Origin of the sequence: Streptobacillus notomytis (assembly GCF_001902585.1) — a bacterium.
GTDB lineage: Bacteria > Fusobacteriota > Fusobacteriia > Fusobacteriales > Leptotrichiaceae > Streptobacillus > Streptobacillus notomytis.
The window spans coordinates 37,296-61,458 of the sequence record NZ_LKKV01000112.1; the positions used below are offsets into that span (position 1 = coordinate 37,296).

Sequence of the window (24,163 nt, forward strand, 5' to 3'; positions counted from 1 at the left end):
AAAATGGAATATCATTTACCAGTACTATACAATGAAGTTTTAGAAAATATCATAGAAAAAAAAGACTTGATATATGTAGATTGCACACTTGGTGGAGGAGGACATAGCGAAGGTATTTTATTAAATTCTACGGATAATTCAAAACTTATTGCTATAGACCAAGATGAAAATGCAATAAAATATGCAAGTGAGAGATTAAAAAGGTTTGGAAACAAAGTTAGTATATTTAAGAATAATTTTGAAAATCTTGATGTAGTAGCTTATTTATCAGGTTATGATAAAGTTGATAGAATATTGATGGATATAGGAGTATCATCAAAACAATTAGATGATGATAAAAGAGGATTTTCTTATAGAAAAGAAGCAAGGCTTGATATGCGTATGGATGAAAATCAGGAACTTAGTGCATATGAGGTTATTAATAATTTTACAGAAGAAGAGATAGCAAATATATTATATAAATATGGTGAGGAACCAAAATCAAGAAAAATAGCTAAATATATATTAGAATATAGAAAAAATAAAAATATAGAAACAACTACAGAACTTGCTGATATAGTTATAAAAGCAATAGGTAGAAGTATGAAAAAACACCCTGCTAAAAGAACATTTCAGGCAATTAGAATTTATGTAAATAGAGAATTAGAAGTGCTTGAAAAAGCATTAGATAAATCTATAGAGTTGTTAAATCCAGGTGGGAGATTATTGGTAATTACATTTCATTCTTTAGAAGATAGAATATTAAAAGAAAAGTTTAGAAATTATGAAAACCCTTGCATATGTCCATATGATTTACCTATATGTAAATGTGGTAACAAATCAAAAGGTAAAGTACTTACAAGAAAACCAATAATTTCAAAAGAAGAAGAATTAAAAAGGAATAATAGAGCACATTCTGCAAAATTAAGAGTGTTTATTAAAGGAGTTAAATAATGAGAAGAGAAAGAATATTAAGAAGAAATGAAGGGATAATAAGTTTAATAAAAGTAAGAAAATTAAAGGCTAATTTAGAAAAAGTAGCATTTTTTAAATTAACATTATTTATGTTACCATTAATAGCTTTAGCATTGGTAAGTATAGTTACAGAATTTAATTTAACTAACATAGCTCGTGAAAATTATGCTAATATAAAAGGAGCTGAAAGAGTAGAAAAAGAAATAGATTCAATTAAATCAGAATTAATGGCTATATCAAATGTTATAAAAATTCAAAAAGAAAGTAAAAACTTAGGATTTGTATATAATGAAAATGTAAGATATATAAAATAATTGCTTGTAAGAGCAATTTTTTTATTTGATATATATTTCTAAATAAAGTATAATTAGTTATATAATTTAAAGAGGTGAATAATGAAAAAATATATTTCATGGAATGTTAATGGTTTAAGAGCTTGTATTAAAAAAGGATTTTTAGACTATTTTAAAGAACAAAAACCTAATATCATTGGTTTACAAGAAATAAAAATGAGTGAAGGTCAATTGAATTTAGAATTAGAGGGATATTATACATATTATAACTATGCTGAAAGAAAAGGTTATTCTGGAACAGCTATATTTACAGATGTTGAACCTATTTCTGTTAGTTATGGTATAGGAATAGAAGAACATGATAAAGAAGGAAGAGTAATAACAGCTGAATTTGAAGATTACTATTTTGTTACAGTTTATACTCCAAATTCTAAAAATGAGTTGGAAAGATTAGATTACCGTATGGTATGGGAAGATGAATTTAGATCATATTTAAAAAATTTAGAAGAAAAAAAGTCAGTTATAGTATGTGGAGATTTAAATGTAGCTCATAAAGAAATAGATTTAAAAAATCCTAAAGCTAATACAAGAAGTGCTGGATTTACAATAGAAGAAAGAAATAAATTTACAGAACTTGTAGAAAGTGGATTTATAGATACTTTTAGATATTTTTATCCAGATAAAATACATTCATATTCTTGGTGGTCTTATAGAGGTAATGCAAGAAAAAATAATACAGGTTGGAGAATAGATTATTTTTGTGTTTCTGATTCACTAAAAGATAGACTAGTGGATGCAGAAATTCATGATAAGGTTGAAGGTTCAGATCATTGCCCTGTTGTTTTATATATCAAATAAAAGCATCAATATTTTTATTGATGTTTTTTTACAATGTTATATATTTTGTTGAATTTTGTATTTTTTTGTGATATATTTATTTTGAATAAAAAGAAAGGAGATATGATAATTATCATATTGTCAATATTATGTTAAAGACACAAAAGGAATTAATCGAATATGTTATACATGCTACAGAAAAAAGAATGAAAAAACCATTTATTAAACTTGCTTTATTATCAATATTAGGAGGAATGTTTATTGCATTTGGTTCAGTAGGAAATATTATTACAGTAGCAAATTTAATTGAAACAAATGCAGGTATTGCAAAATTTTTTGGAGCCTCTGTATTTCCAGTAGGATTAATAGTAATAGTACTTCTTGGTTTAGAATTATTCACTAGTAATTGTATGATGACTGTAGGTTATGTGGAAAATAAGATTAGTATATTAAAAATGTTTAAAATATTATCAATAGTTTGGATATTTAATTTAATAGGTTCAATAGCAGTAGCATATATTTCATATGAAACTCATACTTTAAGTGAGGCAGGTATTACTTTTTTAGGTCATTTAGCAGAACATAAGGTACATACAGATATGTATGATTTAATATTAAAAGGTATATTATGTAACGTATTAGTTTGTGGAGCTAGTTTACTTGGATACATAGCAAAAGATGGTATATCAAAACTATTTGGTATTTGGTTTCCTATAATGTTATTTATAATTTTAGGTTATGATCACGTTGTAGCAAATATGCTTTATTTACCTTTGGCATTAATGTATGGTTTAGAAGGAATTACAATATTAAATGTAATATATAATTTTGTGTTTGTTACTATAGGGAATTTTATAGGTGGAGGAATAATTATAGGCTTAACATTATGGTATTGTAATAAGGATTAGGAGTTGAATTTATGAAAAAAGCAACAGTAATTACATATGGTTGTCAAATGAATGTAAATGAAAGTGCTAAAATTAAAAGGATATTTCAAAATATGGGATATCAAGTTGTAGATGAAATTGATGATTGTGATGCAGTATTTTTAAATACATGTACGGTAAGAGAAGGTGCAGCTATACAAATATTTGGTAAACTTGGTGAATTGATAGAATTAAAGAAAAATAAAGGAACTATAATAGGGATTACAGGATGTTTTGCTCAAGAAGCAGGTTTTGAGCTTATTAAAAAATTCCCTATGATAGATATAGTAATGGGTAATCAAAATATAGGACGTATACCTGATGCCATAGAAAAAATTTTAAAACATGAAAGTGAACATGAAGTATATACAGATAATGAAGATGAATTGCCACCAAGGCTTGATGCTGATTTTGGAAGTGATAAAACTGCCTCAATATCAATAAGCTATGGTTGTGATAAGCGTTGTAGTTTTTGTATAGTACCTTATGTAAGAGGAAAAGAAAGATCAGTCCCAATGGAAGATATTTTACTTGATGTTAGACATTATTTAAAAAAAGGTGCTAAAGAAATAGTATTACTTGGGCAAAATGTTAATGCTTATGGTAAAAAATCTAAAAATGGAGATAATTTTGCAAAATTACTTGAAGAAATTTGTAAGATAGAAGGTGAATACATTTTAAGATTTACATCACCACATCCAAAAGATTTTACAGATGATGTTATAGATGTGATAGCTAAAAATGAGAAAATAGCTAGATGTATACATATGCCCTTACAATCAGGATCAACTAAAATATTGAAGAAAATGATAAGAGGATATACTAAAGAGCAATTTATAGAACTTGCAAATAAAATAAAAGAAAGAATACCTGGAGTTTCTTTAACTACAGATATCATAGTAGGATTTCCTGGAGAAACTGATGAAGATTTTAAAGATACTTTAGATGTAGTAGAAAAAGTTGGATTTGAAAATGCCTATATTTTTATGTATTCAATAAGAAAAGGTACGAGGGCAGCAATTATGGAAGAACAAGTTGCAGAGGAAATAAAAAAGGAAAGATTACAAAAATTAAATAATTTACAGGATAGATGTGCATATAAAGAAAGTGTTAAATATCTTGGTAAAGTGGTTAGGGTTTTAGTTGAAGGACCAAGTAAGAAAAACAGGGAAATACTTACAGGTAGAACTTCAACTAATAAAGTAGTATTATTTAGTGGAGATAATAAATTATACAGAGGTCGTTTCGTAAATGTTAAAATAAATGAATGTAAAACGTGGACTTTGTATGGTGAAATAGTTTAAAATTAGTATTTAAGAGGGTAAAAAAACACATAATATTGTGAAAAATACCCTCATTTTTTATTTAATCTTCCATTATTGTATGTTATTGGTGTTTTATTGGCTAACTATTATGCTGTAAAAAATAAAGAGTAAATTTAGGACTTTATATGGTGAAATTGTAAAGGATTAGTGTCTAAGAGGATCATCTTTTTTTAGTTCATTAGTTATGACATATATAAAAACTGATATTATAATGTATTATAGGAGGAATAAAGGTATGTTTATAAGAGAATTATTGAGAAAATTTTTTGGTATGAAAATGACAGAATATAATGAGAGATACGCTATATACAATATTATGATTATTGTATGTACATTTTTTGCATTTGCTATACTTTATTTTTTTCTTCCAGATGTTATACCAGTTTTACATCAAGGAAGTAAGTAAATATATATTCCAAAGTTGATTGGTGTATTTATACCCCCAGTTATATTGGTTTGTATTGAGTTCACGTTTGTATTGCAAAAAAGGATAAATAAAGTAAACACAATCATATTAGGAATTATTTCTATTGTTTCGCTGGTATATTATATAGGATTAATTAAATGAGGTTTCATTTTAATCAAAAAAAATTTTTGGTTTTAAGAAAAATATTATTTTTATTTTCAATTATTTATTTAACGTCTATAATTTTGTACCTTGAAAAAATGAAATTTATTGTATTTTATAGATTAGATGAAATAGTTTTTAAAATCTACTTTACATTACTTATTCTTGTATCTATAAGAATATTTTTTAAAAATATCTTCTTAAACGAAAAGCTTGAGATTTTGGCTTTTTTACCGTTAAAATTTGAAACGATTTTATTTTTAGAAATTAGAAGAGTATATAGTTATATACTCACAGTTTCTATTTCATACTTAATATCACTACTTATAATTGGGACGAACTGGTTATTGGCTGTAAAAAATATCTTTTTATTTTTAATTAATGAGAGTATTTTGAATTTATTTATTTTACAAATAGTCTTAAAAATAATATACCATATTAATTTAAAACAATCTGGTGTTATAGTTTTTGAAAAGATATTAAGTATTATGGTTATTTTTGTTTGTTCGGTTGTAAATATAGAATATATAAATATATATATGTTTCCAATAATATTACTAACAGTATTATTTTTATTGAGAAGAGATGAATACTTTTATAAGGTTATTTACAATAAACTAATTAATAATATTAGTACTGTAGATAAATATCAAAGTATTAGAAAAAATAAGTACAAATTTTTAGATTGTGTTGGTAGAAATATTTATTTGACTATGGAATTAAAACGATATATGAAAATATATAAATTCCTTTTTCCTTCATTAATCCAATTGGTTATTTCTAGTATAGTTATGTTAGGATTGTATTATAGCAGAGGTATTAATGCTAAGATGATTTTTATACTAATTATAAATTTTATTGTTGCTAATAATACTTTTGCAACAACGTCTTGGTCTTCAGAGAGTGATTATATTTATAAATTTTTTCCAATTTACAAATGGAAAATGATGATAAGTAAGATTATAGTGTCATCTATTATTCAAACTGTAGTGGTAACTATTTTATACAGTTTTTTTGTTTTATTTGGATACTTAGATAAAGAAACTGTTTACTATGGATATATTATTATATTTTTTTTAACGCCAGTATATTCAGTTTTCGGTACTATATTAGATTTTTTAATGAAGAAGAAAGTTGATAAAACATCAGAGTTGTTATATGGTAACCTACCAAAAATATGTTTGATTTTAATATCTCAGATTAGTTCTAAATATTTTTGGATATTGATATTTGGGAAGAATTAGTTAATGATAGAAGTTAAAAGTATAAATAAATGTTATGATGATAGAACTATTTTAGAGGATATTTCATTTGATTTTAAAAATGGAAGTATCTACGCTTTAGTTGGAAAGAATGGAGAGGGGAAAACTTCTTTACTTAATGCTATTTCGTCATCATTATATAGAGATTTTGGTAATGTTTTTATTGATGAATTTTTATCTAGATATAAGTTATTTTACATTCCTGATCGCAAAGATTATTTTTCTAATTACTATGTTAAGGAATATTTAACATTTATTAAAAAGATATATAATAGTGAGTTTGAGTTACAAGGATTAAATTTTGAATATTATGTAAATGTGTTTAAATTGAAAAATGATTTAGGGAAGCAAATAGGAGAATGTTCATTTGGAACAAAACAAAAAATATATATGTTAGGAGCTATAGTATCTGGAGTAACAAATTTTATATTCGATGAACCTTTTAATGGAATAGATCGACTTGTTATTCATCCTATAAGAAATTTTTTTAGAAGTTTTATAAAACAAAAAAAGATGCTTTTATATTCAACACATAGTTTGGATATTGCTGTTAATTTTTCAGATGAGATTTTGTTTTTGTCTGATAAAAAGTTGACTTTGTATACGAAAAATAAGAGAGATTATACTTCTGTATATGAGGAATTTGCTAAGCAAAGTAGTTTTTACTAATAAAGGAGGATACTAGCACCTGTTAAGTACATATTTAAAAAAAGAATTATTTATTTAAATATTTCAAGCTATACTGCACAGTTGATGAGTATCCAAACTTTTTTAATACGTTCATGATTACACCATTGAACGTATTTTTTTATTTCTTTTCTTGTTACATAAACCAATCTTGCTGAGAATAGTTGCCTTTTCTTTATTTTAACTTTTTCATCAAAAGTCCTTATGTTATTTTTATTTAGTGTGTATAATTAATATAAAAAATAATATAGTTTGACTTTTCATGAATTTAAGTTATAATTTAATATATAGAAATGAAGGATGTGAAATTTATGGAAGTATTAGCGATGATTTTGGCTGGTGGTCGTGGATCTAGGTTGGATATTCTTTCTGAAGAAAGAGTTAAGCCAAGTGTACCATTTGCTGGTAAATTTAGAATAATAGATTTTACACTTAGTAATTGTTCTAATTCGGGTATATATGATGTTGCATTACTAACTCAGTATTTGCCTTTATCATTAAATGAACATATAGGTTCAGGTAAACCATGGGATTTTGATAGAAGAGATTCTAGTATTACATTGTTACAACCACATGAAACTTTAAAAGGACAATCGTGGTATGAAGGAACTGCAGATGCTATAAGACAAAATTTAGCATTTATTAAAAATAAGTCACCTAAATATGTGTTGATTTTATCTGGGGATCATATATATAAGATGAATTATTTATGGATGTTAGAAGAACATAAGAAAAATAATGCAGAATTAACTATAGCTGCAATTAATGTACCTTATGAAGAAGCATCAAGATTTGGTATTTTTGAGGTAGATGAAAATAATAAGATATTAAGTTTTGAAGAAAAACCAGAACATCCTAAGAGTAATTTTGCTTCCATGGGAATTTATATATTTAATACAGAAACATTGATTAAATATATTGAAGAAAGTGATATACCAGATTTAGATTTTGGTAAACATATAATACCTAAATTAATAGAAGATCAAAGAGGGGTTTTTGTACACTACTATGATTCTTATTGGATGGATGTAGGAACATATGATTCATATTTAGAAGCTAATTTAGATTTAATAAAAAAATCTGAAGAAATAGGTATAAATTTATATGATCCTAATTGGAAAATCTATACAAGAAGTGAAGATATGGCACCTGTAAGAATAGGTGTTACAGGAAGTGTTTTAAATTCATTAATTTGTAACGGTTGTAAAATTGAAGGTAGAGTTGAAAATTCAGTATTAGGACCTGGTGTTACTATTAGAAAAGGAGCTACAGTTAGAAATAGTATAATATTTTCTAATACATATATAGATGAAAATACACATTTAGACACAGTTATACTAGATAAAAATGTATATATAGGTAAAAATTCATTAATAGGACATGGAGATGATTATAGTCCAAATATTGAAAAACCTGATTTATTATCTAAAGGAATCAGTGTAATTGGAAAAAGTGCTAAATTAGGAAATAGTACAATAGTTGAAAGAAATGTTAGAATATTTTCTAAAGTTAACATGTTAAATGAGGCTAACTATATACATAGTGGAGCAACAATTAAGAAGTAGAGAATAGGAGTTATATGAAAATTGTATATGTAGCATCAGAAGTTTATCCTTTTTTTAAAACAGGAGGACTTGCAGATGTATTACAAGCATTACCTAAAAAAATGAAAAATTTAGGACATGATATCTCAGTTATTATGCCTAAATATGATAAAATTCCTTTGAAATTTTTAGAAAAAATGTATTTTGTAAGCACAACTGAAATAAATGGAGAAATATTTAATTTAGTTAAGTATAATAGTGATGATAAAATTAATTATTATTTCATAGAAAATAGGACATTTTATGAAAGAGAAAGAGTATATGGTGATTTGGATGAAGATTATCAATATGCACTTTTTTGTGAAGCAACATTAATTTTTCTGAAGAATATAGGATTGCGGGTTGATATTATACATTGTAATGATTGGCAAACTGGACCTTTATCATATTTTTTAAAAAATAGATATAAACATGATCCTTATTATTGGGATATGAGAGTAGTGTTTTCAATACATAATTTAATGTATCAAGGAAGATTTAATAATTATTCATTTGATAGATTAGGTTATTATAGAAATAGTAGTTTTTTAAATTTTATGGAAATAGGAATTACTTTTGCAGATGTTGTAAACACTGTAAGCCCAAGTTATGCTGAAGAAATAAAGTATCCATATTTTGCAGAAGGTTTAGAATGGTTAACATCATATAAACAAATTTATGGAATTTTAAATGGAATAGATTATGATATATATAATCCAGTGATAAATGATAAAATTATTAATTTCGATAGTGAAAATTTAGATAAAAAATTATTGAATAAAAGAAAAATTCAGGAAATATTTGATTTTAAACAAGACGGTACTTTATTTATCACATTAATTTCAAGATTAGTTGAAGGTAAAGGTTTAGATTTAGTATCATCAAGAATAGAAGAAATACTTAAAAATGATTCAGTGCAATTTGTAATACTTGGTTCAGGTTCTAAATATTATGAGGATTATTATAAATATTTAGAATATAAATATCCTAAAAAATTTAAGGCATATATAGGATATTCAGAAGAAATAGCAGATTTATTATACGCTGGATCGGATCTATTTTTAATGCCTTCAAGATATGAACCATGTGGTCTATCACAAATGATAGCCATGAGATATGGTACGATACCTTTAGTTAGAGAAACTGGAGGATTAAGAGATACAGTTAAAGCATATAATGAGTACACTGATGAAGGTAACGGATTTTCATTTACGAATTTTAATGCAGATGATATGTTAAATACTATAAGATATGCAGAACATATATACTATGATAAAAAAGAAGTTTGGAATAAACTTGTTAAAAGAAATATGTTAATTAATAATTCATGGGACAGATCTGCTAAAGAATATGAAAAATTATATGAAATAGCAAAAACAACACCATAGTGTAAAACGCTCTTAATTTTATTAAGAGTGTTTTTAAAGTAAAGGAGTAAAATGTATAAAATATTATTATTTGATTTAGATAATACATTACTTGATTTTGATAAAGCAGAAGATAGTGCTTTAAATGAAATTTTTATTGGAGAAGGAGTTAAAAATATTGAAGAATTTAAATCGTTATATAAAATAGAAAATAAAAAAATATGGAAAAAATTAGAAAAAATTTTAATTTATTTTAAAGAATTAATTAAAACTAGATTTTCTATAGTATTTAATCATTTTGGCATAGAAAAAGATGGAAAAGAATTATCTGAAAAATATTCTAAAATATTAGGAAAGCAAGGAATAGAAATAGATGGGGCTAGTAAGTTATTAGAAAAATTATACAGAAGATATAATATTTATGCAGCGACTAATGGATTAACAGAAATACAAAATAATAGATTAAATAATTTGAATATTAAAAAATACATTAAAAAAGTATATATATCTCAATAAATTGGAAAAAATAAACCATCTAAGGAATTTTTTGAGATTATAGAAAAAGATTTGGGGTTTAATAAAAATGAAGTCTTGATGATAGGAGATAGTTTAAGTTCTGATATATTGGGAGCTAATAACTATGGTATAGATTCTATATGGTTTAATAGACTGGGAAAATGTAATGATACTTTCATAAAACCTACATATTATGCAAGTGATTTTGAAGATATTTTAGAAATCTTAAATTATTGTAAGTAGTGTAAAAATATGATATAATAAAGCATTAAACTTGAAAGGAAAAAGTATGTTTGAAGAAGTAAAAGAAATAATATTAGATCAATTAGATATTGAAAGTGAAGATATAACACTTGAATCGAAAATAGTTGAAGATTTTGGAGCAGATTCATTAGATTTAATTGAATTATCTTCAACTATAGGAGAAAAATATGGATTTGAAATTACAAAAGAGGAAATAAAAGATATAAAAACAGTAAATGATTTAATTAAAATTATTGAGGAGAAAAGAGTAAAATAACATGAAAAAAATGTATTTTGAAGAATTGATGTCCAAAATAAATTATACTTTTAAAAATAAAAAGCTGCTTTTAGAAGCTTTAACTCATAGTTCATATGTAAATGAACATAATTCTCCTAATATTAAAGATAATGAAAGATTAGAATTTTTAGGAGATTCTGTAATGGATTTAATTACAACAGAATACATATATAAAAATAATTTGAAAAGTAGTGAAGGAGAATTATCTAAAATAAAAAGTCAGATTATTAGTGAAATGGTATTTTCAACTATTTCAAGAGAACTTAATTTAGGTAATTATATCTTTTTAAGCAATGGTGAAAATATGTCAGGTGGTAGAGAGAGAAATTCTGTATTAGGTGATGTATTTGAAGCAATGGTAGGTGCAATATATCTTGATTCAGATTATGCTACAACTAGAGAAGTTGTTTTAAGATTATTAGAATCTAAAATTAATAACCTTGATAAAATTGAATGGGTTTCAGATTATAAATCAGCACTGCAGGAAATTACACAATTAAAGTACAAAGTAACACCTATATATAGCGTATTAAGTGAGCTAGGACCAGATCATGATAAAACTTTTGAAATAGAAGTAAGAATTGAGGAAAGAATATATGGTAAAGGTATAGCTAAAAGTAAAAAAATGGCAGAAAAAATTGCGGCAAGACAGGCTATAGAGAAATTAAATAAGGAGCAATAGATGAATATTAAGGTTATTTATCCAGGAAGTTTTGATCCTATTACAAAAGGTCATTTAGATATTATAAAAAGAAGCTCTAAGTTATTTGATGAATTGGTAATAGGAGTTTTCATAAATTCGTCTAAAAATCAATGGTTTAGTATAGATGAAAGAGTTAAATTGATAGAAAAAGTTTTAAAAGAGGAAAATATTAATAATGCTAAAGTAGTTAAGTTTTCTGGTTTGCTAGTCCAATATATGAAAAATGAAAACATTGATATTTTAGTTAGAGGATTAAGAGCAGTATCAGATTATGAATATGAACTTCAAGTTACATTAACAAATGAGGCATTAGCTTCTAAACCTTTTGAAACGATATTTCTAACAGCTTCTAGAGAGTATCTTTATTTAAGTTCTAGTATAGTAAAAGAAGTTGCATTAAATGGTGGAGAATTATCAGGATTTGTACCAAATGTTATTATTTCAGATATCAATGAAAAGGTAAATACGATAAAAAATGGCGAGTAAAAAAGTTAGATATGTCTGTACAGAATGTGGGAATACAACTTTAAAATGGATTGGAAAATGTCCATCATGTGAAAGTTGGGGTACTATAGAGGAAGAATTAGAAATAAAAGTTCCTGCAATGAAAGCAAATAGAAATATAGATTTAACAAGTATAAATAATATAAAATTTGAAAAAGAATTTAGAATAAAAACTAAATTTTCAGAATTTGATAGAGTTCTTGGAGGAGGATTAACACAAGGGGAAGTTGTATTAATTACAGGTAATCCTGGTATAGGTAAATCAACTTTTTTATTACAATTATCTAATGAGTATGCTAAAGATAATAAGGTGTTATATATCTCAGGTGAAGAATCTACAAAGCAGATAAAAGAAAGAGCTATGAGAATAGGGGTTAATTCTAAATCGATATTTTTATTAAGTGAAACAAATTTAGAAAATATTGAGGTTGCAATTAATAGTTCAAAACCTAAAGTTGTAATAATAGATTCAGTACAAACAATATATTCAGAATTAGTATCTTCAGTTCCTGGATCAGTATCTCAAATAAGAGATTGTTCACTAAAACTAATAGATATAGCTAAAACAAATGATATTTCTTTTTATATGGTTGGGCATGTAACTAAAGATGGTAAATTAGCAGGACCCAAATTGTTAGAACACATGGTTGATGCTGTTCTTTCTTTTGAAGGTGATGAAAATAATTATTATAGGATAATAAGAAGTATAAAAAACAGATATGGTTCTACAAATGAAATATCAATTTTTGATATGAAAGAAGACGGTATAGATGAAATAAAAAATCCTTCTGAGTTTTTTATATCCGAAAGAGATGAGAAAAATGTTGGAAGTATCATAACAACATCAATAGAAGGTTCAAGGGTTATATTATTTGAAATACAAACCTTGGCACTTCCACTTAAATTTGGACTGCCTAAAAGAATTATTGAAGGATATGATAGAAATAGAATAGAAATACTACTTGCAGTATTATCGAAAACTCTATCTTTAGATTTAGGTAATAATGATATTTATTTAAATATACCAGGAGGAATACAACTTAAAGATCAAGCTGCTGATTTAGCAATAGTTCTTTCTTTTATATCAACCATAAAAAATTTACAAATTAGTCAAAAAATTGCTGCTATAGGCGAAATAGGATTAAGAGGTGAAATAAGAAAAGTATCTTTTATAAAAAAGAGAATAAAAGAATTAGAAAAATTAGGATTTAAAGGAGTATATATTCCTAAAGCACATCAATTAGAACTTGATAATTTTGAAACTGAATTAAAATTAAGCTATATAAATAATATTAGTGAATTAGTAGAAAGGTTGTGATTAGTCTATGATAAATAAAGAAGAGAAAGTGTATGAACAAATATTTAAAATAATGGCACCAGGTCAACCTTTAAGGACTGCTATAGAAAAAATACAAGAAGCATCTTTAGGTGGATTAATAATTTTGGGTTCACTTGAAGATATGGAAAAATATGTAGATGGTGGATTTAGATTAGATACAACTTTCACTCCTCAGAAAGTTTATGAACTTGCTAAAATGGATGGGGCAATATTAATTTCTGAGGATTTAAAAATAATTCATGGAGCTAATATACAATTACAACCTGATAAAAATATAGAAACTACTGAAAGTGGAACAAGACATAGAACAGCTGATAGAATTGCAAAGCTTACGGGTAATATTGTTATAACTATTTCTGAAAGAAGAAAAAGAATTACTGTTTCAAAAGGTCAATTTAAACGTACGCTAGAATTGATAGGAGATTTATTAATTAAATCATCACAGGCTATAATGTCACTTGAAAAATATGCTGTTTCAGTAAATAAATACTTAGTAAATTTAACAATATCTGAATTTGAAAATACTGTATTACTTGAAGAAGTAATTTCTGGATTAAGATATTTTTGTTTAATGTTTACTATGGATAAAGAAGTTAGACAATATATAATGGAGCTTGGAACAGAAGGACGTTTAGTTGAGTTACAACATAATGAAATAATGGCAAATCAAAAAAATAGCTTAATAGATTTTATTAAAGATTATAGTAAGAAAAATAAAAGTGCAGAAAAAATATTTTCAGATTTAATGGAATTATCTAAAGAAGATATTAGAGATGATTCTAAACTTGCTAAAGTTCTTGGATATGATTTAAAACAAGATCTTATTGATGGAAATCTATTTCCTAAAGGTTATAGAATACTTAATACGGCTAATAAATTAACTAAAAAAGATGTTGAAAATCTTGTAGAGCATTTTAAAAATCTAAACAATTTATTAAATGCAGATTATGATGAAATATATAGTATAAAAGGTATGGGTAAATTTAAAACAGAAAGAGTTTTAAGGCTTAGAGAAAGATATAGACATTTATTATAAAAAAAACGACGTTAGTCGTTTTTTTATTCTCCAGTATAATTATGATGAACTTTTTGAACATCGTCATTATCTTCTAATACATCTATTAATTTGTTTAATTTTTCTAAATCTTCAGGTGATAAATTTTCAACTTCTATAGAAGGTACGTAAGAGATATCAGATTCAACAACAGAATAATTAGCTTCTTTAATACTATTTAATACATTATCAAAAGTATCAGTAGGAGTAGTAATATAGAAACTATCATCATAAACTTTCATATCATCCATTCCTGAATCTAGTGCTATCATCATTAATTCATCTTCATTTGAATTAGGAGTTTTTTCTATAATAATTTCTCCCTTTCTTTCAAACATATATGATACACATCCTGGTGTGCCAAGATTTCCACCATTTTTATCAAAAGAAGACTTAACACTTGAAGCTGTTCTATTTCTATTATCTGTAAGTATTTCAACTATTAATGCAACTCCACCTGGTCCATAACCTTCATAATTTAGGCTTTCATAACCAGATCCTCCATCAGCACCTGAACCTTTTTTTATAGCTCTTTGTATATTGTCGTTAGGCATATTAATACTTTTAGCCTTTTCAATAGCATGTTTTAATGCAACGTTGTAATCTGGATCTGCACCTTCTCTAGCTGCAACTGTAATTAATCTTACATATTTTGTAAATGCAGATGCTCTTTTTCTATCTTGAGCTTCTTTACGCCCTGCGATAGTACCGTGTCTTCCCATTTCTTCCTCCGTTATATAATATATCACTAATTATATCACAATCTTTGTTAAAAGTTAAATAAAAATCTATCTATATTACTAAAATTCTTGATTTTTAAATAAAAATATGATATCATTATCATATAAATATGATATTTGAAAGGAGAGTGGGGCGACCCACTCTTTAATATTAAAATAAAGGAGGAATATAGAATGGAAGAAGTTTTAGTAAAGATTGAAAAAGAAATACAGCCATATCTAGATGAAAATTCTTTAGAATTAGCAGACATTGAGTATGTTAGAGAAGGAGGATATAATTTTCTAAGAATATATGTTGAATCTAAAAGTGGAAATACAAGTTTAGATGACTGTGTTATGCTAAGTACAAAAATAGATAATATTGTTGATGAATTAATTGACGATAAGTTCTATTTAGAAGTTTCAACTCCTGGTCTTGAAAGAAAACTAAAAAAAGAAAAAGATTTTATTAGATTTAAAGGTAAAAAGATAAGTGTAAAAACAAAAAATAATGTTGAAAATAAAAAAAGTTTCGAAGGGATATTATTAGGGTTTGAAAATGGTAAAATTTTAATAAAGGATGATACTATTGAAAATGTAGAAATCCCTTTAGAAAAAGTTAAAGTTGCAAAATTAGTATTTAATTTATCTGATAAAATATTTAAGGAGGACGTTGAAAATGAAATCTAAAGATAAAGCTACATTTTTAGATGCAATTGAAGAATTAGAAAAAGAAAAGGGTATAAAAAAAGGAGAATTATTAGAAAGACTAAAAACAGGATTATTAGCTGCATATAAGAAAGATTTTAATGATCAAGAAAATTTAGAAATTGAAATTGACCAAGTAACAGGAGATGTTAAAATGTTCTGTGAAAAGTTAATCATAGATGATGAAGTTAAAGTATATAATGAAACAACTGAAATTCCTTTTAGTAAAGCAAAAGATTACAGAAAAAGAATAAAAGTTGGAGATTATTTAAAAATAGAATTGAATGCTGATGAGTTTAATAGAAATGCAATTCAAAGAGCTAAATCAATAATTATTCAATATATAAGAGAGCAAGAAAAAGAATTGATTTGTAAACAACTTGATGCCGTTAAACATCAGATAGTAAATGTTGTTGTAAGAAGAATTGAAGAAAATGGAGGTCTTTATGTTGGTATGAATGGTTTAGATGTAATAATACCACAGAGAGAATTATCAGAACTTGATAAAGTACAGGTTGGAGATAGATTAGTAGCATATATTAGAAATGTTGACGTTACTGGAAGATTTCCTAAGGTTGATATTACAAGAACAGATGATAAATTAATATATAAATTATTTGAAAGAGAAGTTCCTGAGATTGCTTCTGGAAATATAATTATTAAGAATATTGCTAGAGAAGTAGGAGTTAAATCTAAAGTAGCTCTTTATTCAGAGGATATAAACATAGATTTAAAAGGTTCTTGTATAGGTAAAGATGGAATTAGAATAAATAATATTATTAATGAATTAAATGGAGAAAAGATTGAATTAGTAGAATGGAATGCTGATCAAAGACTTCTGGTTAAAAATGCACTATACCCTGCTGAAATATTTTCAGTAGAAATAGTAAAAAATGAAGATGAAATAGTTGCTAAAGTTGAAGTTGATCCAAGTCAATTAACACTTGCTATAGGTAAAAAAGGAGTAAACTCTAAACTTGCTGGTAAACTATGTAAATTGAGAGTAAATATAGAGGCGAGTGATGAAATTGGAGAAGAAGAGAGAGAAGAACAAGAGTAATGTCATAATAAGAACTTGTATAATTACAAGAGCTAATGACAAAAAAGAAAAATTACTTAGATTTGTTGAAAACTTAAAAGGTGAATATGTTTATGATGAAAATCAAAATATTCAAAATAGAGGAAAATATATAAAAAAAGATTTGGAAGTTTTTCAAAAATTTTTCAATAAATTTAAAGTTGAAATGAAAAGTGCTGAAAAAGTTCTTAAATATTTTGAAAAAAAAGAAAACAAAGAAAATGTAGATGAACATATTTTAAGAATATTAGAAGGATTGAAAAATTCTGAATATTTGGTATATGGTATAGATGAAAATTTAGATGGAATGAAAAATTCTATAGTAAAACTTCTGATTATACCATCTGATATTAATGGAAAATATGTTAATAAATTAAAAAAAGTAGCTAAGTTAAATAATGTAAATATAATATTTATTGAAAAACAATATTCTTTAAAAAAAATCTTTTTAAGTGAGGTTAAGGTAATAGGGGTAAAAACTAAAAAGGTTGTAAGAGGGATACTAAATAAAATGGAGGTGGAATAAGTGAGAGTTTATGAGTTTGCTAAGAAAATTGGACAATCAACTAATGATCTTATTACAAAATTAAAGACAATGGGATATGATAAATCGAGTTTATCAGCTTTGAGTGAAAGTGAAATTAAAGATATAGAAAATAAATTAAATCCAGTAAAACCAATGGAAAAAACAACTTCAAAAAAAGAAGAAGTAATTGGTGAAAAAATGATATTTAATAACAAAAGTAACAATAATAAATTTAATAGAAATAATAACAAATTTAGAAATGATAGATTTGATAAAAATGAAAATAAAGGTGAAAGACAAGAAAGAAATAATCAAAATTTTGGTGAAAGAAAACCTTTTGAAAAAAGAAATAATCAAAATTTCGGAGAAAGAAAACCTTTTAATAGAGAAAATAGAGACTTTTCTGAAAAAAATAATAATGAAAGAAAACCTAATTTTAAATTTAATTCTGAAAATAAAGGAACTTTTAATAAGGATAGAGATAATAGAGAAGGTAAAGATAATAGAGAAAAAAATAACAATGAGAATAGAGTAAATAGGGATAATAGAGATAATAGGGATAATAGAAACTTCAATAATAATGGTGAAAGAAAACCTTTTGAAAAAAGAAATAATCAAAACTTTGGAGAAAAAAGATCATTTAATAAAGATAGAAAAAGTGATGATAATAAAAAACCATTTAAAACACATGCTAAAGAAGATAAAGATGCTTCAATTGAAATCCCAACTATTGAAAATGATGTTAAAGCTAAAAGCTCTAAGTTAAAATCTAAATTTGATAAAAAGAAATATGAAAATGATAAAAAGACAAAAGATGAAGAAAGAAAGTTAAAAGAATTACGTGATGATTTTAGAAAAGAAGATAAAAAGAAAAAAGTTAAGAAAAAAGAAAAGGTTATAAAATCAGAAGTAATAAGAGATGAAGGAGGAGGAGTTGGGTTAGTAATACTTCCTCAAGAAATATCAATTAAAGAATTAGCTGAAAAATTAGGAATTAATTCATCAGACATAATTAAAAAATTATTTATGCAAGGTAAAATGTATACAGCAAATGCTATATTAAGCATTGAAGAAGCAGAAGAAATAGCTATTGAATATAATGTAATAGTTGAAAAAGAAGAAATAATGGAAATATCTTATGGTGAAAAATATAATCTTGAAATAGAAGATAAAGAAGAAGAAAAAGAATTAAGAGCTCCAGTAATAACAATTATGGGACATGTAGACCACGGTAAAACTTCATTATTAGATGCTTTAAGACATACAAATGTAATAGATGGTGAAGCTGGAGGTATTACACAAAGAATAGGTGCTTATCAAGTTGAATGGAATGGTCAAAAAATTACATTTATAGATACTCCAGGTCATGAGGCTTTTACTGAAATGAGAGTAAGAGGAGCAAATATAACTGATATTTCTATATTAATAGTTGCAGCAGATGATGGTGTTAAACCACAAACTATTGAAGCTATTTCACATGCTAAAGAAGCAAATGTACCTATTATAGTTGCTATTAATAAAATAGATAAACCTGGTGCAAATGTAATGAAGGTTAAACAAGAATTACTTGAACATGGTTTAATTTCTCCAGAATGGGGAGGAAATACTGAAATGGTAGAAATTTCAGCAAAACAAAAGTTAAATTTAGATTCATTACTAGAAACAATACTTTTAAGTGCAGAAATAATGGAACTTAAGGCAAATCATAAAAAGAGAGCTAAGGCTATAGTTGTTGAATCTAGATTAGATATACAAATGGGACCAGTTGCTGATATTTTAATTCAAGAAGGAGAATTAAAAATAGGAGATATATTTGTTTCTGGAACATCATATGGTAGAGTAAGATCTATGTTAGATGATAGAGGGAATAAAATTACTAAAGCAGGAGTTTCACAACCAGTTGAAATTACAGGATTTAATGAAATACCTGAAGCAGGAGATTTATTATACTGTGTAAACAATGATAAACAAGCTAAAAAAATAGTTGAAGATTTCAAAAATGAGAAAAAAGATGAACTTAATAAGAAAAAACATATTTCACTTGAAAGTTTATCTAAGGAATTAGAAGATCAACAATTAAAAGAATTAAAATGTATTATTAGAGCAGATTCTAAAGGATCAGCTGAAGCACTTAAGGAATCAATTAATAAATTATCAAATGATAAGATAAATATTAATATAATTCAATCAAGTGCTGGAGCAGTTACTGAAGGAGATGTTATGCTTGCTGCTGCATCAAATGCAATTATTATTGCATTTAGTGTTAGACCAACTAATACTGCAAGAACAGAAGCAGAAAAAACTGGAGTAGAAATTAGAAACTATAACGTAATATATCATGTTACAGAAGATCTTGAAAAAGCTATGAAAGGTATGTTAGATCCAGAATATAAGGAAATATATAATGGAAGATTGGAAGTAAGAGAAGTATTTAAGATTTCAAATTTAGGTAACATAGCAGGATCATTAGTAATTGAAGGTAAGATTACTCGTCAATCTAAGATTAGACTATTACGTGATGGTATCATTATTCATGAAGGTGAAATTGCATCACTTAAGAGATATAAAGATGATGTTAAGGAAGCAATAGTTGGACAAGATTGTGGTATAGGAATTAAAGACTTTAATGATATAAAAACAGGAGATATAATAGAGGCATTTGTTGTAGAACAAGTAAAACAATAGATAGGGGTATTTATGAATATTAGAAGAAAAAGAGGTTTAGAAAAAGAAATTTCAAGAATCATTGGTACAGCTATATTATTAGAAGTAAAAAATGACAAAATTAGAAACTTGGTTACAGTTAAATCGGTTAATTTATCGCCAGATGCTCGTTATTCAGATGTAATTATGTCTATTTTAGATTATAAACAAAATATTAATAAGGAAAAACTTTTAGAAGAATTAAATAAATTAAAAGGGTTTTTTAGAAAAAAAATTGGTGAAAATTTAGAAATTAGATATACTCCAGAGGTTAGAATACATTTAGATGATAGTGTAGAATATAGTGTGAAAATATCTAAGATATTAAAAGAGGCAATGGCGACTGTTAATACAGATAGCGAGGAATAATAATGAGTTGGAAATGGACATTTTATGCTAATGAGTATTTAGATGATAAAATGAAACTTTTTAATAAAGATGAAGTAATAACAACTTTATTATTAAACAAAAAAATACATTCTAAGGAAGAAATGGACTCTTTTTTAAATCTAAGTTATAAACATTTACATGATCCATTTTTGTTAACTAATATGGAAAAAGTAGTTGATAAGATTTTAGAATTTATAGATGAAGATAAAAAAATATTGATTTTTGGAGATTATGATATTGATGGGATATCAGGTTCACTATATCTTTCTAAAATCTTTGATAAATTAAATATAAAAAATGAGATATATATTCCTACAAGAACAATGTTTAAATATAGTTTAAATGAAGAATATTTTAAAAATATAGAAGAAAAAAATATTAAACTTGTAATTTCTGTTGATAATTCATTTGGTGAAATATTACATATGGATATGTTGAAATCTATGGGAGTTGATTTGATAATAACTGACCATCATTTTAATAATAAAAGTATGAAGTCTGTATTAGAAATTAACCCTAAAAAATCAGTTAATTATCCATTTAAGGAATTATCTGGTGCAGGAGTAGTATTTAAATTAGTTCAAGCTATATATTCAAAATTACCTAATAAACCAATTTCAGATATATATGAATATTGTGAATTAATATCACTTGCTACTATTGCAGATGTTATGGAATGTGTTGATGAAAATAGATTTTTAATAAAAAGAGGGTTAAAAAACTTTTCTAAAACTAAGATTTTAGCATTTAGAATGATAATGGAAAATTTTAAAATTGATCCAGAATACATTACAATTAATGATATAAGTTATAGAATATCACCACTTATTAATGCTATAGGTAAGTTAGATGATCCATTAAAAATAATAAGATTTTTAACATCAAACTCTGAAAAAATTAATACACAAATATTAAATGAAATGTATGAGTATAATAATGAAAGAAAGAACTATGAAAGTAAGATATATGGTAAAATAATAAAATTTATTGAAAATAGGGAAATTAAATATTTAAATTATATATATTATGAAATGAATGATGTAAATTCAGGAGTTTTAGGATCTATTACATCAAAGTTAGCATTAGAATTTAAAGTTCCAGTAATTATTGTTTCTAAGGTTGATGGATATTGTAAGGGATCATGTAGAAGTATAGAAAATAAGAATATATATAAATTGATATCAGAATTTTCAAACTATTTTATTAACTTTGGTGGACATAATCTCGCAGCAGGATTTTTAATTACAAATGATAATTTAAATTTAATAAGAGATAAAATTAAACAAAAGATGTATAATTTAAATCTTACAGAAAAATCAAAAACTAATATAGTTATAGACGTTAAATTACCAATAAGTCAAATAAGTACAAAGAAGATGTCTGAAATTAATAGTTTAGGACCATTTGGCCCTTCAAATAATGAACCAAATTTTTATGATGAGAATGTTAAATTTAAAAATATTTTAATATTTGGTATTGATGATAAGCATTTTAAAGCTAATGTAAATATAAATAGTAAAGAAATACAAATATTAGGATATAATTTGAGTCATAAATTAAACTTGAAAAATTCAAATAAATTGTATAAAATAATATATACACCTGAATTAATAGGAAAAAAAATATTGAGATTAAAATTAAAAGATATAGAATAATTAGGAGGAAAAATGAAATTAGAAAAATTAGCAGGTTCAGAGGTAGCTTTTGAAATATTAAAAGAAGGACAAGAATATAAAATTTTAAGAGAAACTATCTTATCTAAATTTAAAAATGCTAAAGTTGATGGGTTTAGAAAAGGACATGTACCAGTAGATGTTATTGAAAAAACATTTAAAAGTGAAATAAGAGATGAATTAATAAATGAAATATTAAAAACAGAATACACAGCATTAATTAGAGAAGAAAAATTAAGACCAGTAGCAGATTTACAAATACTTTCATTAGAATATGATGAAGAAAAATTAAAAATGAATTTAAAAGTTGCTGTATTCCCAGAATTTGAATTACCTCAATACAAAGGATTAGATATAAAAGAAGAAGAAGTATCAGTTACTGATGAAGAAGTAGAAAATGAAATAAATAAAATGATTCAAAGAGCTAAAAAATTCGAAAAAACTGAAAGAGAAGAAGCTAAATTAGGTGACATTGCAGTTATTAATTTTGAAGGATTTGTAGATGGTGTAGCTTTTGATGGTGGAAAAGCTGAAAACCATAGATTAGAATTAGGTTCTAAAAGTTTCATAGATACTTTTGAAGAACAAATAGTTGGGAAAAAACTTGGAGAAGAATTTGATGTAAATGTTAAATTTCCAGAAGAATACCATGCTGAAAATTTAAAAGGTAAAGAAGCTTTATTCAAAGTTAAATTAAATAGTTTAGAAGAAGCAATAACTCCAGAATTAAATGATGAATTTGCTAAATCATCAGGTTCAGATTCAGTTGAAGATTTAAAAAATGCAATCAAAGGAAACTTATTATCAAATAAAGAAAATCAAGCAAAAAATAAAAGATTACAAACAATAGTTGAAAATATATCAAATGCAACAACTATGGAAGTTCCAACAATAACTGTAGAACAAGAAATAAATGCACAAATTGATAGATTTGCACAAACATTACAAATGCAAGGTATGAATTTAGAATCATATCTACAAATGACAGGGCAAACAGTTGAAAAAATGAGAGAAGATTTAAAAGGAAATGCTGAAAAAGGTGTTAAATCAAGTTTCATTTTATCAAAAATTGCTGAAGTAGAAGGAATTGAAGTTACAGAATCTGAATTTGATTCAGAATTACAAAGAATAGCAAGTATGTATGGAATGACAGTTGATCAGTTGACTGCTGAATTACAAAAAACAGATGGAGTTAATAGATTCTTTGGTCAAATTAATTCTCAATTATTCTTTGCAAAAGTAAATGATTATTTATTAACAAATAACTAATAATTTTGGAAACTAGGCTTAGGTCTAGTTTTCCAATATATAGAAAGGGGAGAACAAATGAGTTTAGTACCATATGTAATTGAAAATGAGGGAAATGGAGAAAGAACTTACGATATCTATTCAAGACTTTTAAAAGATAGAATAATTTTTTTAAGCGGTGAAATTAATACAGAAATGGCAAATGCAATAATAGCACAATTATTATTTTTGAATGCTCAAGATAAAGAAAAAGATATAGTTATGTACATAAATTCACCAGGAGGAATGGTTACAGCTGGATTTGGAATATATGATACAATGAATCATATATCTTGTGATGTTGTAACTGTGTGCATAGGTATGGCAGCAAGTATGGGAGCATTTCTTCTTTCTTCAGGAACTAAAGGTAAAAGATTTGCATTACCTAATTCAGAAGTAATGATACATCAACCTTTAGGTGGAGCAAGAGGTCAAGCTACAGATATACAAATAGTTGCACAAAATATATTAAAAACAAAACATAAGTTGGCTGAAATACTTTCTAAAAATACTGGACAAAGTTTTGAAAAAATTATTGAAGATACTGAAAGAGATAATTATTTATCAGCAGAAGAAGCAGTTGCTTATGGATTAGTGGATAAAGTATTGGAGAAATAAAA

Annotated in this window: 24 protein-coding genes and 1 pseudogene; 24 read left to right on the forward strand and 1 reads right to left on the reverse strand. The window is 25.5% G+C overall.

What is annotated here, in order from left to right; genetic code table 11:
• Positions 1–3: 3 nt before the first annotated feature.
• The 16 genes and pseudogenes from rsmH (at position 4) to disA (ending at position 14,441) form a co-directional block, all read left to right on the forward strand.
• Positions 4–933, forward strand: coding sequence for a 16S rRNA (cytosine(1402)-N(4))-methyltransferase RsmH (gene rsmH / locus BUE91_RS05765; protein WP_073508244.1), 930 nt, complete (start codon positions 4–6; stop codon positions 931–933).
• On the forward strand, positions 933–1,268 hold the full coding sequence (locus BUE91_RS05770) for a hypothetical protein (protein ID WP_066900038.1): 336 nt from the start codon (positions 933–935) through the stop codon (positions 1,266–1,268). The genes rsmH and BUE91_RS05770 overlap by 1 nt, the downstream gene beginning before the upstream one ends.
• Positions 1,269–1,349: 81 nt before the next feature.
• A complete protein-coding gene (locus tag BUE91_RS05775; RefSeq protein WP_073508245.1) occupies positions 1,350–2,105 on the forward strand; it encodes an exodeoxyribonuclease III in 756 nt (251 codons plus the stop codon).
• A 128-nt stretch (positions 2,106–2,233) separates the two neighbouring features.
• Positions 2,234–2,992, forward strand: coding sequence for a formate/nitrite transporter family protein (locus tag BUE91_RS05780; RefSeq protein WP_073508246.1), 759 nt, complete (start codon positions 2,234–2,236; stop codon positions 2,990–2,992).
• A gap of 11 nt (positions 2,993–3,003) precedes the next feature.
• Positions 3,004–4,314: a tRNA (N6-isopentenyl adenosine(37)-C2)-methylthiotransferase MiaB gene (gene miaB / locus BUE91_RS05785; RefSeq protein ID WP_073508247.1), complete on the forward strand. Its 1,311-nt coding sequence runs from the start codon at positions 3,004–3,006 to the stop codon at positions 4,312–4,314.
• Positions 4,315–4,570: 256 nt separating this feature from the next.
• Positions 4,571–4,741 (forward strand): hypothetical protein, encoded by a 171-nt coding sequence (locus BUE91_RS07175; RefSeq protein WP_156470600.1) that lies wholly within the window; start codon positions 4,571–4,573, stop codon positions 4,739–4,741.
• Between the two features lie 554 nt (positions 4,742–5,295).
• Complete coding sequence (locus BUE91_RS05790) at positions 5,296–6,147, forward strand: hypothetical protein (RefSeq protein ID WP_143605244.1); 852 nt, start codon at positions 5,296–5,298, stop codon at positions 6,145–6,147.
• A gap of 3 nt (positions 6,148–6,150) precedes the next feature.
• Entirely contained in the window at positions 6,151–6,834 is a 684-nt protein-coding gene (locus BUE91_RS05795; protein ID WP_073508249.1) for an ATP-binding cassette domain-containing protein, read from the forward strand.
• Positions 6,835–7,163: 329 nt separating this feature from the next.
• On the forward strand, positions 7,164–8,417 hold the full coding sequence (locus tag BUE91_RS05800) for a glucose-1-phosphate adenylyltransferase (RefSeq protein ID WP_073508250.1): 1,254 nt from the start codon (positions 7,164–7,166) through the stop codon (positions 8,415–8,417).
• A gap of 14 nt (positions 8,418–8,431) precedes the next feature.
• Positions 8,432–9,823 carry a glycogen synthase gene (locus BUE91_RS05805; RefSeq protein ID WP_073508251.1) on the forward strand — a complete coding sequence of 464 codons (1,392 nt, stop codon included), beginning with the start codon at positions 8,432–8,434 and terminating at the stop codon, positions 9,821–9,823.
• 51 nt (positions 9,824–9,874) lie between these two features.
• A pseudogene (locus tag BUE91_RS07490) lies at positions 9,875–10,561 on the forward strand (YjjG family noncanonical pyrimidine nucleotidase).
• A gap of 46 nt (positions 10,562–10,607) precedes the next feature.
• Positions 10,608–10,838, forward strand: coding sequence for an acyl carrier protein (locus BUE91_RS05815; RefSeq protein ID WP_066900058.1), 231 nt, complete (start codon positions 10,608–10,610; stop codon positions 10,836–10,838).
• 1 nt (position 10,839) lies between these two features.
• On the forward strand, positions 10,840–11,541 hold the full coding sequence (gene rnc, locus BUE91_RS05820; RefSeq protein WP_073508252.1) for a ribonuclease III: 702 nt from the start codon (positions 10,840–10,842) through the stop codon (positions 11,539–11,541).
• Positions 11,542–12,048, forward strand: a complete 507-nt coding sequence (gene coaD / locus BUE91_RS05825) for a pantetheine-phosphate adenylyltransferase (RefSeq protein WP_066900062.1) — start codon at positions 11,542–11,544, stop codon at positions 12,046–12,048.
• The gene (gene radA, locus BUE91_RS05830; RefSeq protein WP_073508253.1) at positions 12,038–13,384 is read left to right on the forward strand and encodes a DNA repair protein RadA; all 1,347 of its coding nucleotides are present in this window, start codon (positions 12,038–12,040) and stop codon (positions 13,382–13,384) included. The genes coaD and radA overlap by 11 nt, the downstream gene beginning before the upstream one ends.
• A 7-nt stretch (positions 13,385–13,391) precedes the next feature.
• Positions 13,392–14,441 carry a DNA integrity scanning diadenylate cyclase DisA gene (disA, locus tag BUE91_RS05835; protein ID WP_066900065.1) on the forward strand — a complete coding sequence of 350 codons (1,050 nt, stop codon included), beginning with the start codon at positions 13,392–13,394 and terminating at the stop codon, positions 14,439–14,441.
• A 23-nt stretch (positions 14,442–14,464) separates the two neighbouring features.
• Here the strand turns inward: disA and BUE91_RS05840 are convergent, their stop codons facing one another.
• On the reverse strand, positions 14,465–15,181 hold the full coding sequence (locus tag BUE91_RS05840) for a YebC/PmpR family DNA-binding transcriptional regulator (RefSeq protein WP_073508254.1): 717 nt from the start codon (positions 15,179–15,181) through the stop codon (positions 14,465–14,467).
• A 192-nt stretch (positions 15,182–15,373) separates the two neighbouring features.
• On the opposite strand from BUE91_RS05840, the gene BUE91_RS05845 reads away from it, so the two are divergent.
• The 8 genes from BUE91_RS05845 to clpP are packed head-to-tail and all read left to right on the forward strand — an operon-like array spanning position 15,374 to position 24,161.
• On the forward strand, positions 15,374–15,868 hold the full coding sequence (locus tag BUE91_RS05845; protein ID WP_073508255.1) for a ribosome maturation factor RimP: 495 nt from the start codon (positions 15,374–15,376) through the stop codon (positions 15,866–15,868).
• A complete protein-coding gene (gene nusA / locus BUE91_RS05850) occupies positions 15,858–16,946 on the forward strand; it encodes a transcription termination factor NusA (RefSeq protein WP_073508256.1) in 1,089 nt (362 codons plus the stop codon). The genes BUE91_RS05845 and nusA overlap by 11 nt, the downstream gene beginning before the upstream one ends.
• Complete coding sequence (locus BUE91_RS05855; RefSeq protein WP_180370665.1) at positions 16,915–17,490, forward strand: DUF448 domain-containing protein; 576 nt, start codon at positions 16,915–16,917, stop codon at positions 17,488–17,490. The genes nusA and BUE91_RS05855 overlap by 32 nt, the downstream gene beginning before the upstream one ends.
• Positions 17,491–20,175: a translation initiation factor IF-2 gene (infB, locus tag BUE91_RS05860; protein WP_073508258.1), complete on the forward strand. Its 2,685-nt coding sequence runs from the start codon at positions 17,491–17,493 to the stop codon at positions 20,173–20,175. It begins immediately after the preceding gene.
• Positions 20,176–20,187: 12 nt separating this feature from the next.
• Complete coding sequence (gene rbfA, locus BUE91_RS05865; protein WP_066900078.1) at positions 20,188–20,562, forward strand: 30S ribosome-binding factor RbfA; 375 nt, start codon at positions 20,188–20,190, stop codon at positions 20,560–20,562.
• A 2-nt stretch (positions 20,563–20,564) separates the two neighbouring features.
• On the forward strand, positions 20,565–22,238 hold the full coding sequence (recJ, locus tag BUE91_RS05870) for a single-stranded-DNA-specific exonuclease RecJ (protein ID WP_066900080.1): 1,674 nt from the start codon (positions 20,565–20,567) through the stop codon (positions 22,236–22,238).
• Between the two features lie 12 nt (positions 22,239–22,250).
• Positions 22,251–23,525 (forward strand): trigger factor, encoded by a 1,275-nt coding sequence (tig, locus tag BUE91_RS05875; RefSeq protein WP_073508259.1) that lies wholly within the window; start codon positions 22,251–22,253, stop codon positions 23,523–23,525.
• A gap of 57 nt (positions 23,526–23,582) precedes the next feature.
• Positions 23,583–24,161 carry an ATP-dependent Clp endopeptidase proteolytic subunit ClpP gene (clpP, locus tag BUE91_RS05880; RefSeq protein WP_073508260.1) on the forward strand — a complete coding sequence of 193 codons (579 nt, stop codon included), beginning with the start codon at positions 23,583–23,585 and terminating at the stop codon, positions 24,159–24,161.
• The last annotated feature ends 2 nt before the right edge of the window (positions 24,162–24,163 follow it).

Excerpts from the sequence above, each read along its gene's own strand:
- BUE91_RS05770 (WP_066900038.1), top strand. The coding sequence starts at position 933 with ATGAGAAGAGAAAGAATATTAAGAAGAAATGAAGGGATAATAAGTTTA.
- BUE91_RS05795 (WP_073508249.1), top strand. The coding sequence starts at position 6,151 with ATGATAGAAGTTAAAAGTATAAATAAATGTTATGATGATAGAACTATT.
- rbfA (WP_066900078.1), top strand. The coding sequence starts at position 20,188 with ATGAATATTAGAAGAAAAAGAGGTTTAGAAAAAGAAATTTCAAGAATC.
- BUE91_RS05840 (WP_073508254.1), bottom strand. The coding sequence starts at position 15,181 with ATGGGAAGACACGGTACTATCGCAGGGCGTAAAGAAGCTCAAGATAGA.
- disA (WP_066900065.1), top strand. The coding sequence starts at position 13,392 with ATGATAAATAAAGAAGAGAAAGTGTATGAACAAATATTTAAAATAATG.
- BUE91_RS05800 (WP_073508250.1), top strand. The coding sequence starts at position 7,164 with ATGGAAGTATTAGCGATGATTTTGGCTGGTGGTCGTGGATCTAGGTTG.
- radA (WP_073508253.1), top strand. The coding sequence starts at position 12,038 with ATGGCGAGTAAAAAAGTTAGATATGTCTGTACAGAATGTGGGAATACA.
- BUE91_RS05845 (WP_073508255.1), top strand. The coding sequence starts at position 15,374 with ATGGAAGAAGTTTTAGTAAAGATTGAAAAAGAAATACAGCCATATCTA.
- tig (WP_073508259.1), top strand. The coding sequence starts at position 22,251 with ATGAAATTAGAAAAATTAGCAGGTTCAGAGGTAGCTTTTGAAATATTA.
- coaD (WP_066900062.1), top strand. The coding sequence starts at position 11,542 with ATGAATATTAAGGTTATTTATCCAGGAAGTTTTGATCCTATTACAAAA.
- rsmH (WP_073508244.1), top strand. The coding sequence starts at position 4 with ATGGAATATCATTTACCAGTACTATACAATGAAGTTTTAGAAAATATC.
- nusA (WP_073508256.1), top strand. The coding sequence starts at position 15,858 with ATGAAATCTAAAGATAAAGCTACATTTTTAGATGCAATTGAAGAATTA.
- clpP (WP_073508260.1), top strand. The coding sequence starts at position 23,583 with ATGAGTTTAGTACCATATGTAATTGAAAATGAGGGAAATGGAGAAAGA.
- rnc (WP_073508252.1), top strand. The coding sequence starts at position 10,840 with ATGAAAAAAATGTATTTTGAAGAATTGATGTCCAAAATAAATTATACT.
- BUE91_RS05775 (WP_073508245.1), top strand. The coding sequence starts at position 1,350 with ATGAAAAAATATATTTCATGGAATGTTAATGGTTTAAGAGCTTGTATT.
- BUE91_RS05805 (WP_073508251.1), top strand. The coding sequence starts at position 8,432 with ATGAAAATTGTATATGTAGCATCAGAAGTTTATCCTTTTTTTAAAACA.
- miaB (WP_073508247.1), top strand. The coding sequence starts at position 3,004 with ATGAAAAAAGCAACAGTAATTACATATGGTTGTCAAATGAATGTAAAT.
- BUE91_RS05780 (WP_073508246.1), top strand. The coding sequence starts at position 2,234 with ATGTTAAAGACACAAAAGGAATTAATCGAATATGTTATACATGCTACA.
- BUE91_RS07175 (WP_156470600.1), top strand. The coding sequence starts at position 4,571 with ATGTTTATAAGAGAATTATTGAGAAAATTTTTTGGTATGAAAATGACA.
- recJ (WP_066900080.1), top strand. The coding sequence starts at position 20,565 with ATGAGTTGGAAATGGACATTTTATGCTAATGAGTATTTAGATGATAAA.
- BUE91_RS05815 (WP_066900058.1), top strand. The coding sequence starts at position 10,608 with ATGTTTGAAGAAGTAAAAGAAATAATATTAGATCAATTAGATATTGAA.